The following is a 15,415-nucleotide window of genomic DNA, read 5'->3' on the forward strand; positions in this document are numbered from 1 at the left end:
TACTTTCAAGGTGTTGACAATGTCTCAGAGTACGTTCCCGGTCGAGGATACCAATATTGACCTGGTGGTTTCGGGGGAAAAGGCCGCCTGGGATCATTTTGTGGAAAAATTTTCCGGGTTGCTCTTCGGCGTGACCATCAGGACTTTGCGGGCGCGTACCGCAAGCCTGGACCAGGAAGACGCCAAAGACGTGGTGCAGGACATCTTCCTGCGCCTCGTCAAGGACGACTTCAAGCTGCTGCGCACATACGATCCCGAACGCGCTTCCCTCTCCACCTGGCTCACGGTCGTGGCCAGATCCATGGCCATCGATTATCTGCGCAGGCCCGAACGCAGCCGTGAAACAGTGGAGCTGGACGACACCATGGCCGCCGATGGCGACGCGCCATTCGGAGGACGGCTCGAACTTCCCCAGGGTCTCCTCTCCGAACGCCAGGCCCAGATACTGCGCCTGCTCTTCGACGAAGACATGGAAGTCGCCGAAGTCGCGACGTTCCTGCGCGTCCAGGCCCAGACCGTGCGGAGCCTTAAGCACCAGGCCCTCACGAAACTTCGCGAGCACTACGGAGCGCTCCGCCCCGCCTAACTTCCGCCCGCCCTCTAAAGTTACCGATCTGTCAGGTCGATAGTGTCTTGCGCCCTAGTTCTTGACCCTTAGGTGCACGCACGGTATTGAAATCCACCCAATAGTTGAAAATCGTACGATGTTTGGCACGGGAGCACGCATGTCCATGGACTGCGGCACGAACGGACCAGACCCCAAGGAAGGGGTGAATCCCGAAGCTATGGAAAATTGCCCTGACGAAATGACCCTGGCGGCCTACCTGGACGCACGGCTGGACGCACAGGAGCTGTCGCGGATGGAGCTCCATCTCGCCCGTTGCGAGAAGTGCGCGAAAAGCGTTCAGGAATTGCGTGACATCCTGGGCCAGGTGGAACTTGCCGAGGAAGACCCTGCCCTGTTGCGCGAGGTTGCCGAGCGCGCCAAGAAGATAATCGACCGCTGACGCGCAAGGGCTCTGTCCTTGACCCGGCGGGCTCCGCCCTGCACCCGCCAGGGGGATGATCCCCCTGGACCCTGCAATTAGCTTCGCGTAACGCCCTGCTACAAATTAGAATATTGGCAAACAAAAGCCCTGAAGCGCGCAAAGCCGCGCTTCAGGGCTTCTTTCTTGAAATCGCCGTATTGGACGAGCGCTGGCGCTGGGTGCTGTCACGGTCGGGTTCTGGCGGGCGGGCGACGAATCGTCTTCAAATCGGTTCTAGCCCGCCCGCCAGGACACGAACGGGACAGCACCCAGCGCCTGGCCCCAGCACTCAGCAGTGCTACGAATCAAGCTGGGCGATCTGCGACTCCAGGCTGGTCTGGAGCGCGTCGTATTGACCGAGCAACGTATCCAGGCGGGAGTATCTGTCTCGCAATCTGGTCTCCATGGTAGCTATTCTCTTGGTTTCATAATCAATCTTTTCCTGGATGTTGTCGGAGATCGTTGTGTAGTTATCCTCAAGAATTGCCAGAGGCCCGGTGTCGGCGTTGGTCAGGTCGGCCAGCCGGTCCACCAGCTCCCCCGCCTTGCCCTGGCGCAGGTTGACCTTGTGGGTGTAGGTCCCATCGGTCAGGTTGCCCACGGTGAGCACCATGCCTGCTTCCGCGAACCCGGACTGACCGGTGATGGTGGATGAATTGGAATAGAAGATCGCTGCGTGTCCGCCGATGCTGGCGGAAGTGATCTTGCCGTTCTGCACCGTGTAGCTCACGTCGTATACTCCGGCCTTGGTGATGCCGTCGATGTAGGAGGTGTAACTCACGTCGGCGCTGTCGGTGTCGCCGATGTACTGCGCTCCGAAAATTCTGCCCACCGCGTTGGCGTTGGAGGCCAGGGCCGCCTCAAGTATGTCCTCGTCCAGCAGGAGCTGGCCGAAGGTGCTGGAGCCTTCCGTGGCGTCTGTGCTTATTCCCAGGGACGACAGCGAGATGTATGTATCGCGCTCGGAACTGAACCCAACGCCTGGCGCCGACGTAATGCTCTTGATCATCGAGTCGATCATCTGCAGGCCGTAGTTTCCGGTCAGCAGGGAGCCGGTTTCGGTCGTGGAGTCGTACTCGGTCAACTCCTTCAGCATCGCCTTCACCTCGTTCACCTGGTCGATGAAGTTCTGCACGTTTTCGACCACGGCGTCAGTGTCGGTCTCTACGGTTATGTTCCCCGAGCCTGTAGATTTCAAACTGAGGCTCAGCCCGTCGATCACGTCAGTCACGGTGTTGGTGGACCTGCTGATCCAGGCGCCTGAAAGCGGCCAGCCGTTAATTTTCAGCTTGGCGTCCTGACATTCCTGCGTGACCATGAAGTCCGACCCTGTGAACCCGGACAGGGTGCTGGCCCCCGAGATGACCAGATCATTGGCTTCACCGGTATCCAGGCCCCGCAGTTGCAGGTAGTAGTTGGAGCCGTCGTAGATGGTGGAGGCGCGCACCCCTGTGTTGGCCGAGTTGGTGTTCACGATGTTCACGATGTCCGTGAGGGTGGATCCCGCCGGGATGGCGTCGGACACGGTGACTCCCGCGTAGGTGTACACCAGCGACCGGGACGCGCCGGTGGAATTCACGACGGTTGTCAGCGATGAATACCCCGAGGTCGTGACCATCATCTTGTTCTTGGCCAACTGTCCCACGGTGAAGGAGTAGGAGCCCGTTTCGGCGTCTCCGTCCGCCGTGGCGGAAAGGACGTCCGTGTCTGAGGAACTGGCGCCCTTTTGCAGGAATTCGCTGATGGTATCCATGCTTTGCAGCGCGGTACGCATGGACAGCATGGCGGTGTTCAGTTCCTGGAAGGCCGTTTTTTTGTCCTCCCAGGTCTGCTGCCAGGTCTTGTAGGTGGTCACACGGGACGACTCCACCTCCACGAGCTTGGTGATAAGGGTATCGAAGTCGGTACCGCTGCCGATGCCTGTGAAGTAGATGCCGCCCGAAGTGCTCATTCCCGATGTGACGTCGCCGATAGCCATGACTGATCCTCCCGTGAGGCCGGTTATCTTTTTAGATGTAGTCGAGAAGGCTCATGCTCATGATCTTGGACGATGAGGACAGGACGCTCTGGTAGGCGTACTGGTACTTCGCGAGGTCCAGCAGCAGTTGCGAGAGGTCCGCGTCCTCCACGGCGGAGAGCCGGGTGTCCGCGTTGTCGCGCAGCACCTCGATGGTGTTCTCCGCGAAGTCCAGGCGGTTTTCGCGCGCTCCCACGTCTGCCGCGCAGGATTCCAGATGTTCCTGGGCGGTGGTCAGCTTCTCCAGGCAGTCGCCAACGCCGTCCATGTTGTTGGTTTCCAGGAAGCCGACCAGCTCGCCCACTGTCTCGAAGATGTTGATGTTTGCCCCGGCCCCGAACACGGGCGAGGCGTTGCTGGCTCCGGATTCTCTGTAGAGGCCGCCGAAAACGTCCTTGCCCACGTTGTTTATGACGATGCCCCCGCTGGGCGAGATGTTCACCGAGATGTCCGCCGTATTGGGGACGATGGTGAACTGGTCGCCGGCGGCCAGGGTGTTCCCCGCGCCGGAACTCAGTTCCAGGAAGCCGCCCGGCACGGGGAGCTTGGCGCCGCTGGCCACGTTGCCCCCGACCCAGGAGAGGCCGCCGTCGGTGCTGTAAGAGTAGGAATAGGGTCCGGGAAGACTGGCGTTGGAATCCAGGCGGACGCTCACGTTGACCGAGAACACGCCGTCGGCTGCGGCGCTCACCTGGCCGCTCCCGTAGCTGCGCACCGTGGCTCCGTCCTGGTCGTCCCCCAGATAGACGGCCGAAGGGCGTACAACCAGGGAGGTGCCCTCCCCGCTTCCCGTTTCGGTGAGGTGCGACCCGCTCTTGAGCGTTACGGAGCACCCGCCCAGGTCCAGGGTGTTCTCCCCGGCCGCGAGGGTCTTCACGGTCCAGGTGGTCCCGCCGTCAGAGGAATAGCGGTAGCCGATGTCGTCCGTTCCGCCCACGTCGCCGCTTTCGGTGAACTGCACCAGCACGCTGGTGTCGCTGCCGCCCTGCACCTTGACCACGGCGTCCTGGGTGAGGGTCTTGTCGGACACGGTGGCGAAAATCGTCTGGGTGAAAGCAGCCCCGCCGGTTTTCTGGCCCGCAAACAGGCTCTTTCCGGTCACAGAGGTGTTGGCCAGGGAGACCATCTCCTCAAAATAACCCCGCACCTGCGCGGCGATCTGCTTGCGGTTTTCGTCGGAGAGCGTTCCCGTGGAGGCCTGTTCGGCCAGCTCCTTGATGCTGGTCATGAGCGTACTGGCCTCAAGCAGCGTGGAGTCGGCCTGACTCAGCCAGGACCTGGCCACGCCGATGTTGTCCGAATACTGGTCCAGCCCCTTGATGATGGAATCGATCCCACGGGCCTCGGCGTACCCGGAAGGGTCGTCCGAAGGGCGGTTGATCCTCTTCTGGCTGGCGTTCTGCTCGTTGGCCTCGGCAAGCTTGGACAGGGAGCCGTTCATGTAGCCGATGGACGACGAATAGAGCATATTTTGCGAGATACGCATGGGTTCCCCCCTACTTGAGGCTCATGACCACATCGAACATTTCGCCTGCGGTCTGTATGAGTTTGGCCGCCGCCTGGTAGCACTGCTGGTACTGCATGACGCGGGTGAGCTCCTCGTCCAGGCTGACGCCGGAAACGGATTCGCGTTGCGTGGTGAGGTCCTCGCTGAGTGTGGCGGCGTAGGTCTGCTGCGTCGCGGCCGCCGAGGTGTCGGAGCCCACTTTGGAGCAGAGCGAGTTCATGTAGTCCTGGAGCGTGCCGCTGGTAGTTCCGCCCGCCTCCTTGAAGGAAACGGAGGTGCCTGCCAGGGCTGCCAGAGCCAGGGCCGTGGTGTTGTCTCCGGTGTTGACCTCGCCCGCGCCGTTGACGTGCCCTGCGCACAGCCTGGACGGATCGTTGGACACGGCGCTGGCCAGGTCCACGTTGGAGGCGTCCGTGCCCGAGAACAGCGTGTTGATGCCAAGCCCGGCCAGCAGTCCAGACGTGTCCTCCGCGAACTGGAATTCCACACCGCTGGCGGCTTGAAGCGAAAGCTGGCCGTTCTGGATGGAGGCCGTGAGCTGGCCGGGGTAGCTTGCGTTTATGGCGTCGCGCACGTCCTCCAGCGAGTGCACTGAGGGATCGAAGTTGGAGGTTCCGGGGGTGACCGAGCTGAAATCCAGGGCGGTCACGGAGAGGTTGTCCCCGGTGGTCGCGTCGTAGAGCGCGATGGAAATGTTGCCGGACTCCAGCCTGTCCGCCCAGTGCAGCCCGCTTTGCGCAAGCGGCAGGCTCTGGTTGTCCACCGCGTATTCACCCTGCGCCGAACTCATGTTGGTCAGGCCAGCGCCTTGGCTGTGCACGCGGTTCATGTTCCAGATGAAGCTCTCGGCGAAGGCGTCCAGCTTGTCCTGGTATTCGCCCACGTACTCGTCGCGAAGCGTCAGCAGCGCGGCCAGCGATCCGCCGGAAAGCCTGCCCGCCGAATCGTTCCCGGTGAGTGGGGTCACGTTCACGTCGCCGCCCGCGCTGGTCACCCAGTAGACGCCGTTTTTCGGCATGATCGTGAACTTGTCACCGGCACTGATGGAGGTGCTTGGCGCGGTTTCCGCGTCCGTGGCCGTGCCGAACCAGATGGAGACGCCGTCCACGGTCTCTTTGTGGCTGGTGTCCCCGGCAGTGAAGACGCGTGTATTGCCGTCCTCGTCCTCCACCCAGGTCTTGCCGCCGTCGAGAGACACCTGGTAGGTGGCGGCTCCGGCCCCGCCGGACGTGTCGCCGCCGGTCACAAACCGCACGGTCATCTCGTTGGAGGACGCCCCCTCGAAGTAGATCTTCCCGTCGAAGCCGGAATCCGCGCTCAGGGCAGCCACGGACTTGGGGCCTTCCACCTTGAGCGTATAGGACGACGCGCCGTCCACCAGGGACTGGCCTTCGCCGGTCGTCACACGCACCTGGCCGTCGTCCTGGGTGACCACGTTTATGTCCACGTATTCGGCCAGGTCGCGCAGCAGCTGGTCGCGCTGGTCCAGCAGGCCGCTCGATTCGGAGCTCCCGGATATGGACTTGTTCAGCGCGGCGATCTGCTTGGTCAGGCTGTTGACCGATGAAACCTGGCTGGCGATGGAGGCGTCCAGGGATTGGGTGATGGAGTTCAGGCTGTCATCCATGGACGCGAGCATTTCTGTCAGCGACCGCGCCGTTTCAATGGCCTCGGTGCGCACCGCGGCGTTGGATGACGTGGCCGAGAGGTTCTCCAGGCTGGCCATGAAGTCGTCCAGGACCGCTGATATGCCGGAATCGCTGGAGCTGTTGAACAGCGACTCCACCTGGGCCAGGTTGGTGGCGATGGTGTCGTAATAGGACGTCTTCGAGGACTGCGTCAGGCAGCGCCGCTCCAGAAATGCGTCCAGCTCGCGCACGATGCCCTGGATGCTGGCCCCCACCCCGATCTTGCCTGTGGTGACGCCATCCGTGGCGAAATCCACGGTGCGGCGCACGTAGCCCGTGGTGGAGGCGTTGGCGATGTTGCCGCCGTGAACGTTCAAGGCAACCTGGAAATTGGAGAGGGCCGATTGGCCTATGGTCAGCAGATTGTTCAGCATGGCTTGCCGCTCCCTGCCGCGCAATGCGCGGCGGGTTTTGTGGTCTCGCCGCAACCGGACCGGCTGTCCCTGCCAGTGCGGTTGCGATGCTTCGCGTGTGCCGAAGCGTTCATGATCAATGCGTCCATGCTTTTCACCTGTTCGTATTCAAGGCACTGTTGCGTTCTCAAATGATTGTGTTTGTGTTTTTCACAAACGCGACACTAGCGTTTGAGCTGAATGACTTCCTGGAGCATGGTGTCCACGGTGCTGATCACTTTGCTGTTGGCCTGGAAGCCGCGCTGGTAGCTGATCATGTTGACCATCTCCGTGGCGGTATCCACGTTGGACTGCTCCAGCTTTCCCGAGGCGATGCTGCCCATGCCCGCGCTTCCGGCAGTGCCAATGCGCGGCTCGCCCGAGTCGATGGTCTTGCTGTAGAGGTTGCCGCCCTCGCGGCGCAGGCCCTGGAGGTTGGTGAAGTCGGCCATGCCCACCACGAAGAGGTTCTTGCTCTGGTTGTTGGAATAGGTTCCCACCACCACGCCTTCGGAAGTGACGGAGACTCCCTGGAGGAAACCGCTGGCGTAGCCGTCCTGGGCTTCATCGTTGATGCTGAAGGCGTCGGAGTAGCTGGTTGTGGTGGTGCTGCTGGTGGTGGACGCGTTCATTGTCGGCAGGTTCGTGATGTCCGTGCCAACCTGGGACGCGTTGGTGATGCTGCTGGTCCAGCCGCCGTAACTGTTCGTACTGTGGATGCCGAGGTCCAGCTTGATATTGGCAGCGTTCGTCGACAACGATGAACTGGCGTTGGACGAGGCCGTGAAGTTGGCCGTCAGCTGCGGATAGCCGTCCTGGGAGAAGGTGGCGGGCACCCAGTTGGAAAGGTCCTTGTAGTTGCCGGAGGCGTTTGAACTCAGAACGAAGGAGGTCATGTTGGTGATGCGCCCGGCCGAATCGAAGCTCAGGGTGCCGGTCATGAGCAGGCCAGCCGAGGACGTGGTGGAAAGCTGGGTGCCGTTGATGGTCCGGCCGTCTTCGTCAGGGGCGCAGGCCACGACGTATTCCCAGACGTTCTTGCCTGCGGCGTTGCTCACCTTGTCGTAGTAGATGCTGACGTCGTGGGCGGTGCCGGACTCGTCGTACACCTTGATGGTGCTCTGATAGGAGTAGCTGGAATCCGACAGGGCAGTATCGGCCTGCCCGGACCAGCTCCCGAACAGGGCGAAGAAGGGGTTGGTGGCGTCGGTGGTCTTTTCGGTGGCGTTGGAGTTCAGGTTGGTGACCATGCGCAGCGTGGTGGTGGCCGAAGGCGCCAACTGGAAGCTGTCCAGCTTGATGTCGCCAAGCGAGCCGATGTTGGAGACCTCGCCGGTCTTGGTGTCGGTGGTGGCGCGCCAGCCCTGCACCGTGTAGCCGTTGGTGTCACGGAGGTAGCCGGTCTTGTCGAAGGTGAAGTTGCCGGCCCGGGTGTAGTAGATGTTCCCGGTGTTGTCGTTTTGCACCATGAACATGCCGTTGCCGGAAATGGCCATGTCGGTTGCGGAGTTGGTGTCAAGGAAGGCTCCCTGGGAGAAGTCGCCGTAGATGCTGGCGATGTTCGCCCCTAGGCCCACCTGGCCGAAGCTGTTGCCGGTGGCGATGTTCGAATAGAAGAAGTCCTCGAACTGGGTGCTGGAGCGCTTGAAGCCCATGGTGCTGGTGTTGGCCAGGTTGTTGCCGACCACGGACATGGCCTGGCTATGGATGCCCAGGCCGGAAATGCCGGTGTACATCGCGGACATGAGTGACATGGCGAATCTCCTTTTGGCTTGGGTTAGGCGTCGACGTCTTTGACGCTGGAGACGTTGGCGAGGCTGACTTCCCTGCCGTCCTTGAGGGTCAGCATCACCACGCCGCTCTTCACCGCCACTCCGTTCACCACGCCGGATATGGTGGTGCTGGCCGTGAGTTCCGCTCCGTCCGTGCCGGTCCCGGCAATGGCGATGGAGTAGGTTCCGTCTTCCATCACGTCGCCGTCGTCGTCCTTGCCGTCCCACTGGTAGTCGTACTCGCCCGCCTTCTTGGCCCCGATGTTCTCGGTGCGCACCAGCGACCCGTCCTCGTCGTAGATGTAGGCCTTGAGGGTGGCCGCGTCGGATTCCAGCGTGTACGTGCTGGAAGATGCTTTTCCGTCCTCCACCGAGAGCGTGTAGCCCGAAGCCATGACTGTTTTGCCGATGTAGGAGACGGAGCTTGTGGCGGTCTGGAGGTTGAGCGCCGAGAGCCCTGTGGTGAGGGTCTCGTTCATGTTGGTCATCTGCTCCAGCATGGAGAACTGGGTCAGCTGGCCAATCATTTCCGCCGGATCTGTGGAGTTGAACGGGTCCTGGTTTTCGAGCTGGGCGACCAGGATGGCCAGGAAATCGTCCTTACCCATGGAGGAGGACGCCGTGTCAGACGAGCTGCTGGTCTTTATGCTGTTAAGATATGACGTGGTGTCGACGTACATGATGATTGCCTCCTGCTCGCGAAAAGTGTTTCACCGTTCCAGACGCAACAATGTGCGGGAAAATCAATGCGACCTGGGATGCGAAGAAGACAATCGGCGTAAAATCATCTTTGCGTGTCGTCGCGATATGCGATGTTTTCTATGCTGTGCTTAGTTATGCGGCAGTGTTCTCCGTTTTCATCAGTTGCGTGTTCCAGGAACCCCGTAGCGAAACCCGTTTGCGTTGGTCTGGCGCGGATGGGAGCCGTCCACCAGAGACATGCTCCTGGTAAGGCACTCCTCGCCGGGATCGAGCGGTTCCAGGAGCAAAAGCATTTTCAGTTCTTCCAGATCCTTGCGGCATTTGAGGCACTGCCGGAAGTGGTCATCCCAGCGGATGCGCTCCGCGTGGGTTACGGCTCCGTCCAGATAGGCCGCCATTTCATTGGTTTCAGGACATCTCACGGCAACACTCCCTGTTGACTCGTCCGGCGATGCGAACAAGCGTGATTCCACCATCCCGGATCGCGAACCGACGGATTGACCGGTGCGCGCCCTCCCCCACCGCTTCAGCAACGTCCGCCCTTGCGGAGCGTCAGCCATTCGTGCTGCAAAAGTTCCATGGCCTGCCATTGGAGCGTCTGAACCTCCTGCGGAGAAACGCCCAGCATTCCGGCAGCCTGGATGACCGTGCAGCCTTCACCGTAGATCAGGCGCAGCACGCAGCGCTGCGAGGGGGAAAACATCTGATCCAGACCGTCCAGGTACGGCCCCGCACCCTCCACATCCACGTTCATGGCCCTGAAGATGTCCGCCAGAGAGGACTGCGCGTAATGGGCGCTGCGCACGTAGTTGAGCGTCACCTCGCGCGTCATGACCACGATGCAGGTCTGAACGGAGCAGCGCTCCACGTCCTCGTAGTAGGAAGGGTTGTCCACTTCCTGAATCAGGCGATTCAGGATGACTCTTTTGACGCGGTCAACGTCTTTGTGACTGTAACTGCCCATATGCTTTGTCAGACAGATGCGTGTCACACGGTCAATCATGGTCCATGCGTCCCGAGCTGTGTTCATGTTCACCATGAACACCTTCGTCAACAGGTCATGTGCGCAACTTTCGATAATGCTCTGCATACGATTAACCCCACTGAAAAGATGTATCCTCAGCCGGACAGATCACGCTAAAGACGCCGATTGTCTTTTTCGCATCCCATGCATGAGATACGAGGGGAGATCGGCAAACATCCACGGAGGGCGAAAAAAAAGACGCCAAAGGGCGTCCAAAAGTGTGGAATCTGGTGAAAATCAAGGCGATTTATGGCAATTATTTCATTTTATTTCATGTGATTACATGTACTTTAGGGGTGTTTTGAAAATATCTTTCCCAAGGCGGCCAAATTCCTCGTCTGAGGCTCTTCCAAAGAGCCTTTGGCCACCGACTCAGGACCTGTGAATCGAGCCTCCTGGACTTCGATGAGTTGGCATGCCCTTCTGCGCTTCGCGGCGCGTCCGTGAAGAACTGGACATATTTTTAACCAACAATAACAAATTGTTATCTTCTCTTTGTTCAAAAATCATACGAACGAACCATGAGGACACTAAACGAGGGGCACGCCAGGCGTGCTTCACTGGACTGCGAAGAGAAAACCAACCGGAAGAACCTGGGGCAAGTCGTGTCCGGTAGTAGACCAATTCGGACTGAATACTTCCCGTGGTTGACTTCCCGCCTGTTTGCTTTCATGAAATTGTACAACTCTCGAACCATAGAGTTCCTGTTGGCCATCGCCGCATGCGCCAGCCTCACATACACCACGGGACACCCATGATACGACGCCGCGTTTCCATCATTCTGCCGGTCTGCGCACTGCTCTGCCTCGCCCTTCTTCCCGGATGCGGCAAAGAGAGTCCGCCTGCTCCCAAAGCACGTACGATCACGGCAAAGACCCAGCAGATGCGCTCCGAGGAGGTGGTGGAATGTCGCTCGTTCCCGGCCCAGGTGGAGTCTCGAAACAGCGTGACCCTGGCCAGCAAGCTCTCGGGCAGCGTTGTGGAGGTCTTCGCCCAGGAAGGCGCGGCCCTTCGCGCAGGCGCGCCCATCCTGCGCATCGACGACAAGGACCTGCAAAGCCGCGAACAGGGCCTCACGGCCACCGTGGCCCAGGCCGCGTCCGAGCGCCAAGCCGTGGCCGCCAAGGCCGCCCACGCCAAGGCCAACCTGGACCGGCTCCAGAAGCTCCTGACACAGAAGGTCATAAGCCAGGACGACTTCGAGCGGGCACGCACGGAATACCTGGCCCTCTCGCGCGAGGAAGAGGCCATCGCCGCGCGGGAGCGCTCCGTGGCCGCCCAAAAGGGCGAACTCAAGGCGCTCGGCGGTTACACCCGCATAAACGCACCCTTCGACGGCGTGCTGGCGCGGCGCTACGTGGATCTGGGCGCGTTCGTGAACGCAGGCCAGCCCCTTGCGCTCCTGGACGACGTTGCCAGCGGTTTCGACCTGACCGCCCAGGTGGACGAGAGCCTGCTGTCCAGCCTGAATGCTGGGCAGACCTTGATAGGCGTCGTCCCCTCGCTCTCGCGCGATCCGTTCGCCGCCAAGGTCAGCGCCGTAATCGGACGGGTGGACCCGGCCACGCGGACCTTTCGCGTGAAGGCCGAGCTGCCCAGGCAGGCTTGGGAGCGCGGAGCCGGTGACGCCGCCGGGCTTCAGGCCACCCCGCTCCCTAAGGCAGGCATGTTCGGACGCCTGTTCACCCCGGCCCGCATTTCCAAGAAGCTCCTGCTGCCTTCCGACTGCCTGCGCATGCGCGGCGACCTCCCCTCGGTGTTCACCGTTGACGGCGACGGGCTGGTCAGTTTCCGGGTGGTCAAGCCGGGCGGGCGCTTCATCAAGGTCGTGCTGGACGGCAAGCCGTTCCTCACCGACTCGGAAGCCTTCGAGGAGCCTGGGCGAGAGAGTTACCTGGAAATTCTCTCAGGTCTCTCCGACGGTGACCGCGTGGTCTGCTCTGCCACGGAAACCCTGCGCGAGGGCGACCGCATCGCCAAGGATAACCCGTGAGCGCTCCCGCCCCTGCCGATCCTTCAGGCGGACACGATCTGCTGACACGCATCACCGCCGCCTTTGTGGACTCCAAGCTCGCGCCGCTGATCATCCTGGCGGCCATGCTGCTGGGCGTGTTCTCCGTGATGTCCACGCCAAGCGAAGAAGAGCCGCAGATCATCGTCCCCATGATCGACATCCACGTGCAGATGCCCGGCGCGTCTCCCAAAGAAGTGGAAAACCGGGTGGTCGCTCCCATGGAGAAGATCCTCTGGGAGATTCCTGGCGTGGAATACGTGTACTCCACGGCCCAGGACGGGCGCGCCTTGACCATCGTGCGCTTCAAGGTGGGCGAGGACACCGAGAAGAGCACGGTGAAGACCTACGCCAAGCTCTACCAGCACCTGGACTGGATACCGCCCGGCTGCTCCCAGCCCATCCTGAAGCCCCGCTCCATCGACGACGTGCCCGTGGTGGCCCTGACCTTCCACGGCGGGGGCCTGGATTCGCGCCAGCTGCGCACCGTGGCCCTCCAGGTGAACGAGGAACTCCGCCAGATTCCGGGCGTGGCCGAGACGGCGCTCATCGGCGGGCGCAAGCGCGCGGTGATGGTGGAGCTGGACCAGGAGCGCCTGCGCGTCAATGGGCTGGACGCCGTGGACGTGCTGGAGACGCTACGCGGTCAGAACCAGGGCGAGACCATCGGCGAGACCGTGCAGGAAGGCCGTGCGGTCAGCATCCGGCTGGACAGCTTCTTCCGCAGCGCCAAGGAGCTCTCGCGCGCAGTGCTTACCGTGCGCGACGCGCGCCCCGTGTACCTGGGCGACGTGGCCGCCATTGCCGACGGCTATGACGAACCGGCCGACTATGTCTTTTACCTGTCCGGCCTCGCGGGGGCGACGGGAAGAGAACCCGGCGCAATGGAGCCCGCCGTGACCCTCACCGTGGCCAAGCGTGCCGGTGTGAACGCCACCCAGCTGGCCGAGGCGGTCTTCGCCAAGGTGACGGACCTGAAGGGCTTCATGATCCCGTCGGGCGTCCTGGTGGACACCACCCGCAACTATGGCTCCACAGCCAAGGCCAAGGTCCACGAACTGCTTGAGCATCTGATGCTGGCGGCGGTGTCCGTGGGGATCATCGTGGCCCTGTTCCTGGGCGGGCGGGCCAGCCTGGTGGTGATGGTGGCCGTGCCCGTCACCCTTGCGGTCACGTTGGCCACCTATTGGCTGCTTGGCTACACCCTGAACCGGGTGACGCTCTTCGCGCTCATCTTCTGCATCGGCATCCTGGTGGACGACCCCATCGTGGACGTGGAAAATATCGTGCGGCACCTGGAACTGCCCGGACGCAAGCGCCAGCCCATGTCCCAGGTGATCATCGAGGCTGTGAACGAGGTGCGCGCGCCCCTGGTGCTGGCAACGTTCACGGTCATCGCGGCCATCATGCCCATGGCCTTCGTGGGCGGGCTCATGGGGCCGTACATGCGGCCCATGCCCATCGGGGCCTCTATCGCCATGCTTCTTTCCATGTGCGTGGCCTTCGTCATCACCCCCTGGACGGCAAAACGCGTGCTGAAGCCCTCGAACAAGGCGCACGCCCACGGCGACGACGCCGGAACCCGCTTGTACAAGCGCTTCATGAACGACCTGATCCGCAAGCCATCAAAGCGTTGGGCGTTCCTGGGGCTGGTGGGCCTGCTGCTCGTCCTGGCCTGCTCCCTGTTCCCGCTGCACGGGGTGCTGGTGAAGATGCTGCCCTTCGACAACAAGAGCGAGTTCCAGGTGATCGTGGACATGCCCCTGGGGACCACCCTGGAGCAGACCACGCAGGCTGCGGGCGACATGGCCGCCGGGATACTCAAGCGACCGGACGTGTCCGACGTGCAGATCTACGCCGGGACCGCCGGGCCGGTGTCCTTCAGCGGGCTTATCCGACACTACTACCTGCGCCGGGGGCAGAACGCGGCGGACATCGCCGTGAATCTTGCGCCCAAAAGCGACCGTAGCGTGCAAAGCCACGATATCGCCAAGGCCGTGCGCCGGGATATTCTGCCCATCGCCAAGCGCCACGGCGCAAAGATCAAGGTGGCCGAAGTGCCGCCCGGACCTCCCGTGCTTCAGACCCTGGTGGCCGAAATCTACGGGCCGGACGCCGAGGGTCGGCTTCGCGTGGCCCGGCAGGTGAAGGACGTGTTCACGCGCACGCCAGATGTGGTGGATGTGGACTGGTACGTGGATGATCCCCAGCCGGAGCGCGTCATCCGCATCGAGCGCGACAAGGCCCTGGCCAACGGCATCGACCCCAAGCGCGCCCTGGAAGCCGTCACAGCCGCCCTGCGGGGCTCGGTCGTGGGCCTGTTGCACGACGACTCCGCCCGCGAGGACGCCCCCATCCTGGTGCGCCTGCCGCTCAAAGACAGGGGCCACGCCGTGGACATCCCGGCCATCTCCGTGCGCGGGGAAGGCGGGCAGATGGTGTCCTTGTCGCAGATCGCCACCATCGAGGAGCGCACGGTCGAGTCCGCAATCTACCACAAGAACCTGCAACCGGTGGTCTACGTCACGGGCGACATGGCCGGAGGCGAGGAGAGCCCGGTGTACGGCATGGGGCGCATAACCGACGAACTGGAGAGGCTGGGCAAGGCTGGCGAGGGAGCCTGGCAGGTGGAAGAGCGCGAGCCGCTGCCCATCCTCTATTCGGACCAGCCCGCCTCGCTCAAAGGCTACTCCATGAAGTGGGACGGCGAGTGGCAGATCACCCTGGAGGTTTTCCGGGACATGGGCGTCGCCTTCGCGGTGGTGATGGTGCTCATCTACATCCTGGTGGTGGGCTGGTTCGGCTCCTACACCACCCCCATCGCCATCATGAGCCCCATCCCGCTGTCGCTCATAGGCATCATCCCGGCGCACGCCCTGGCCGGGGCCTTCTTCACGGCCACGTCCATGATCGGCTTCATCGCCGGGGCAGGAATCGTGGTGCGAAACTCCATCATCCTGGTGGATTTCATCGAGATGCGCCGTCGCGAAGGCGCAAGCCTGGAGGACGCCGTGGTGGAGGCAGGAGCCGTGCGCTTCCGGCCCATGCTGCTCACGGCAATAGCCGTGGTTGCCGGGGCCTTCGTGATCCTCTTCGACCCCATCTTCCAGGGGCTGGCCATCTCGCTCATGGCGGGCGAGATCGCGGCCACGGTGTTCTCGCGCATGGTGGTGCCGGTGATGTACTACCTGGACCAGCGGCGCAAACCTCACGCGCAAAGCCAGGCCATGCCAGAGGAGCAGGAATCGCCGGAGGCTTCAGAACGCTGACGTGC

General features: G+C 62.1%; 11 protein-coding genes. 4 read left to right on the top strand and 7 right to left on the bottom strand.

Going from position 1 to position 15,415, the window contains the following annotated elements:
- Positions 1 to 19: 19 nt before the first annotated feature.
- Both G453_RS0104515 and G453_RS0104520 read left to right on the top strand, forming a co-directional pair.
- The gene (locus tag G453_RS0104515; protein WP_027190085.1) at positions 20 to 586 is read left to right on the top strand and encodes an RNA polymerase sigma factor; all 567 of its coding nucleotides are present in this window, start codon (positions 20 to 22) and stop codon (positions 584 to 586) included.
- A gap of 139 nt (positions 587 to 725) precedes the next feature.
- Positions 726 to 1,007 (top strand): anti-sigma factor family protein, encoded by a 282-nt coding sequence (locus G453_RS0104520; RefSeq protein WP_051271666.1) that lies wholly within the window; start codon positions 726 to 728, stop codon positions 1,005 to 1,007.
- A 319-nt stretch (positions 1,008 to 1,326) separates the two neighbouring features.
- Here G453_RS0104520 and fliD read toward each other — a convergent pair whose 3' ends face one another.
- The 7 genes from fliD to G453_RS22360 form a co-directional block, all read right to left on the bottom strand.
- Positions 1,327 to 3,006 (bottom strand): flagellar filament capping protein FliD, encoded by a 1,680-nt coding sequence (gene fliD, locus G453_RS0104525; RefSeq protein WP_027190087.1) that lies wholly within the window; start codon positions 3,004 to 3,006, stop codon positions 1,327 to 1,329.
- 31 nt (positions 3,007 to 3,037) lie between these two features.
- Positions 3,038 to 4,531 carry a flagellar hook-associated protein FlgL gene (flgL, locus tag G453_RS0104530; protein ID WP_027190088.1) on the bottom strand — a complete coding sequence of 498 codons (1,494 nt, stop codon included), beginning with the start codon at positions 4,529 to 4,531 and terminating at the stop codon, positions 3,038 to 3,040.
- Positions 4,532 to 4,541: 10 nt separating this feature from the next.
- The gene (gene flgK, locus G453_RS0104535) at positions 4,542 to 6,614 is read right to left on the bottom strand and encodes a flagellar hook-associated protein FlgK (RefSeq protein ID WP_027190089.1); all 2,073 of its coding nucleotides are present in this window, start codon (positions 6,612 to 6,614) and stop codon (positions 4,542 to 4,544) included.
- Between the two features lie 203 nt (positions 6,615 to 6,817).
- Complete coding sequence (locus G453_RS0104540; RefSeq protein WP_027190090.1) at positions 6,818 to 8,386, bottom strand: flagellar hook protein FlgE; 1,569 nt, start codon at positions 8,384 to 8,386, stop codon at positions 6,818 to 6,820.
- A gap of 23 nt (positions 8,387 to 8,409) precedes the next feature.
- A complete protein-coding gene (locus G453_RS0104545) occupies positions 8,410 to 9,084 on the bottom strand; it encodes a flagellar hook assembly protein FlgD (protein WP_043644381.1) in 675 nt (224 codons plus the stop codon).
- Between the two features lie 180 nt (positions 9,085 to 9,264).
- The gene (locus G453_RS0104550) at positions 9,265 to 9,528 is read right to left on the bottom strand and encodes an anti-sigma factor (protein ID WP_156920802.1); all 264 of its coding nucleotides are present in this window, start codon (positions 9,526 to 9,528) and stop codon (positions 9,265 to 9,267) included.
- Between the two features lie 104 nt (positions 9,529 to 9,632).
- Positions 9,633 to 10,070 carry a sigma-70 RNA polymerase sigma factor region 4 domain-containing protein gene (locus tag G453_RS22360; protein WP_027190093.1) on the bottom strand — a complete coding sequence of 146 codons (438 nt, stop codon included), beginning with the start codon at positions 10,068 to 10,070 and terminating at the stop codon, positions 9,633 to 9,635.
- Between the two features lie 814 nt (positions 10,071 to 10,884).
- Here G453_RS22360 and G453_RS0104560 point away from each other — a divergent pair.
- Both G453_RS0104560 and G453_RS22365 read left to right on the top strand, forming a co-directional pair.
- Positions 10,885 to 12,123 carry an efflux RND transporter periplasmic adaptor subunit gene (locus G453_RS0104560; RefSeq protein WP_027190094.1) on the top strand — a complete coding sequence of 413 codons (1,239 nt, stop codon included), beginning with the start codon at positions 10,885 to 10,887 and terminating at the stop codon, positions 12,121 to 12,123.
- Entirely contained in the window at positions 12,120 to 15,410 is a 3,291-nt protein-coding gene (locus G453_RS22365; RefSeq protein WP_051271671.1) for an efflux RND transporter permease subunit, read from the top strand. Before G453_RS0104560 ends, G453_RS22365 begins: the two co-directional genes overlap by 4 nt.
- Positions 15,411 to 15,415: the final 5 nt, after the last annotated feature.

Origin of the sequence: Fundidesulfovibrio putealis DSM 16056, assembly GCF_000429325.1 — a bacterium.
In the GTDB taxonomy this organism is placed as follows: Bacteria; Desulfobacterota; Desulfovibrionia; order Desulfovibrionales; family Desulfovibrionaceae; genus Fundidesulfovibrio; species Fundidesulfovibrio putealis.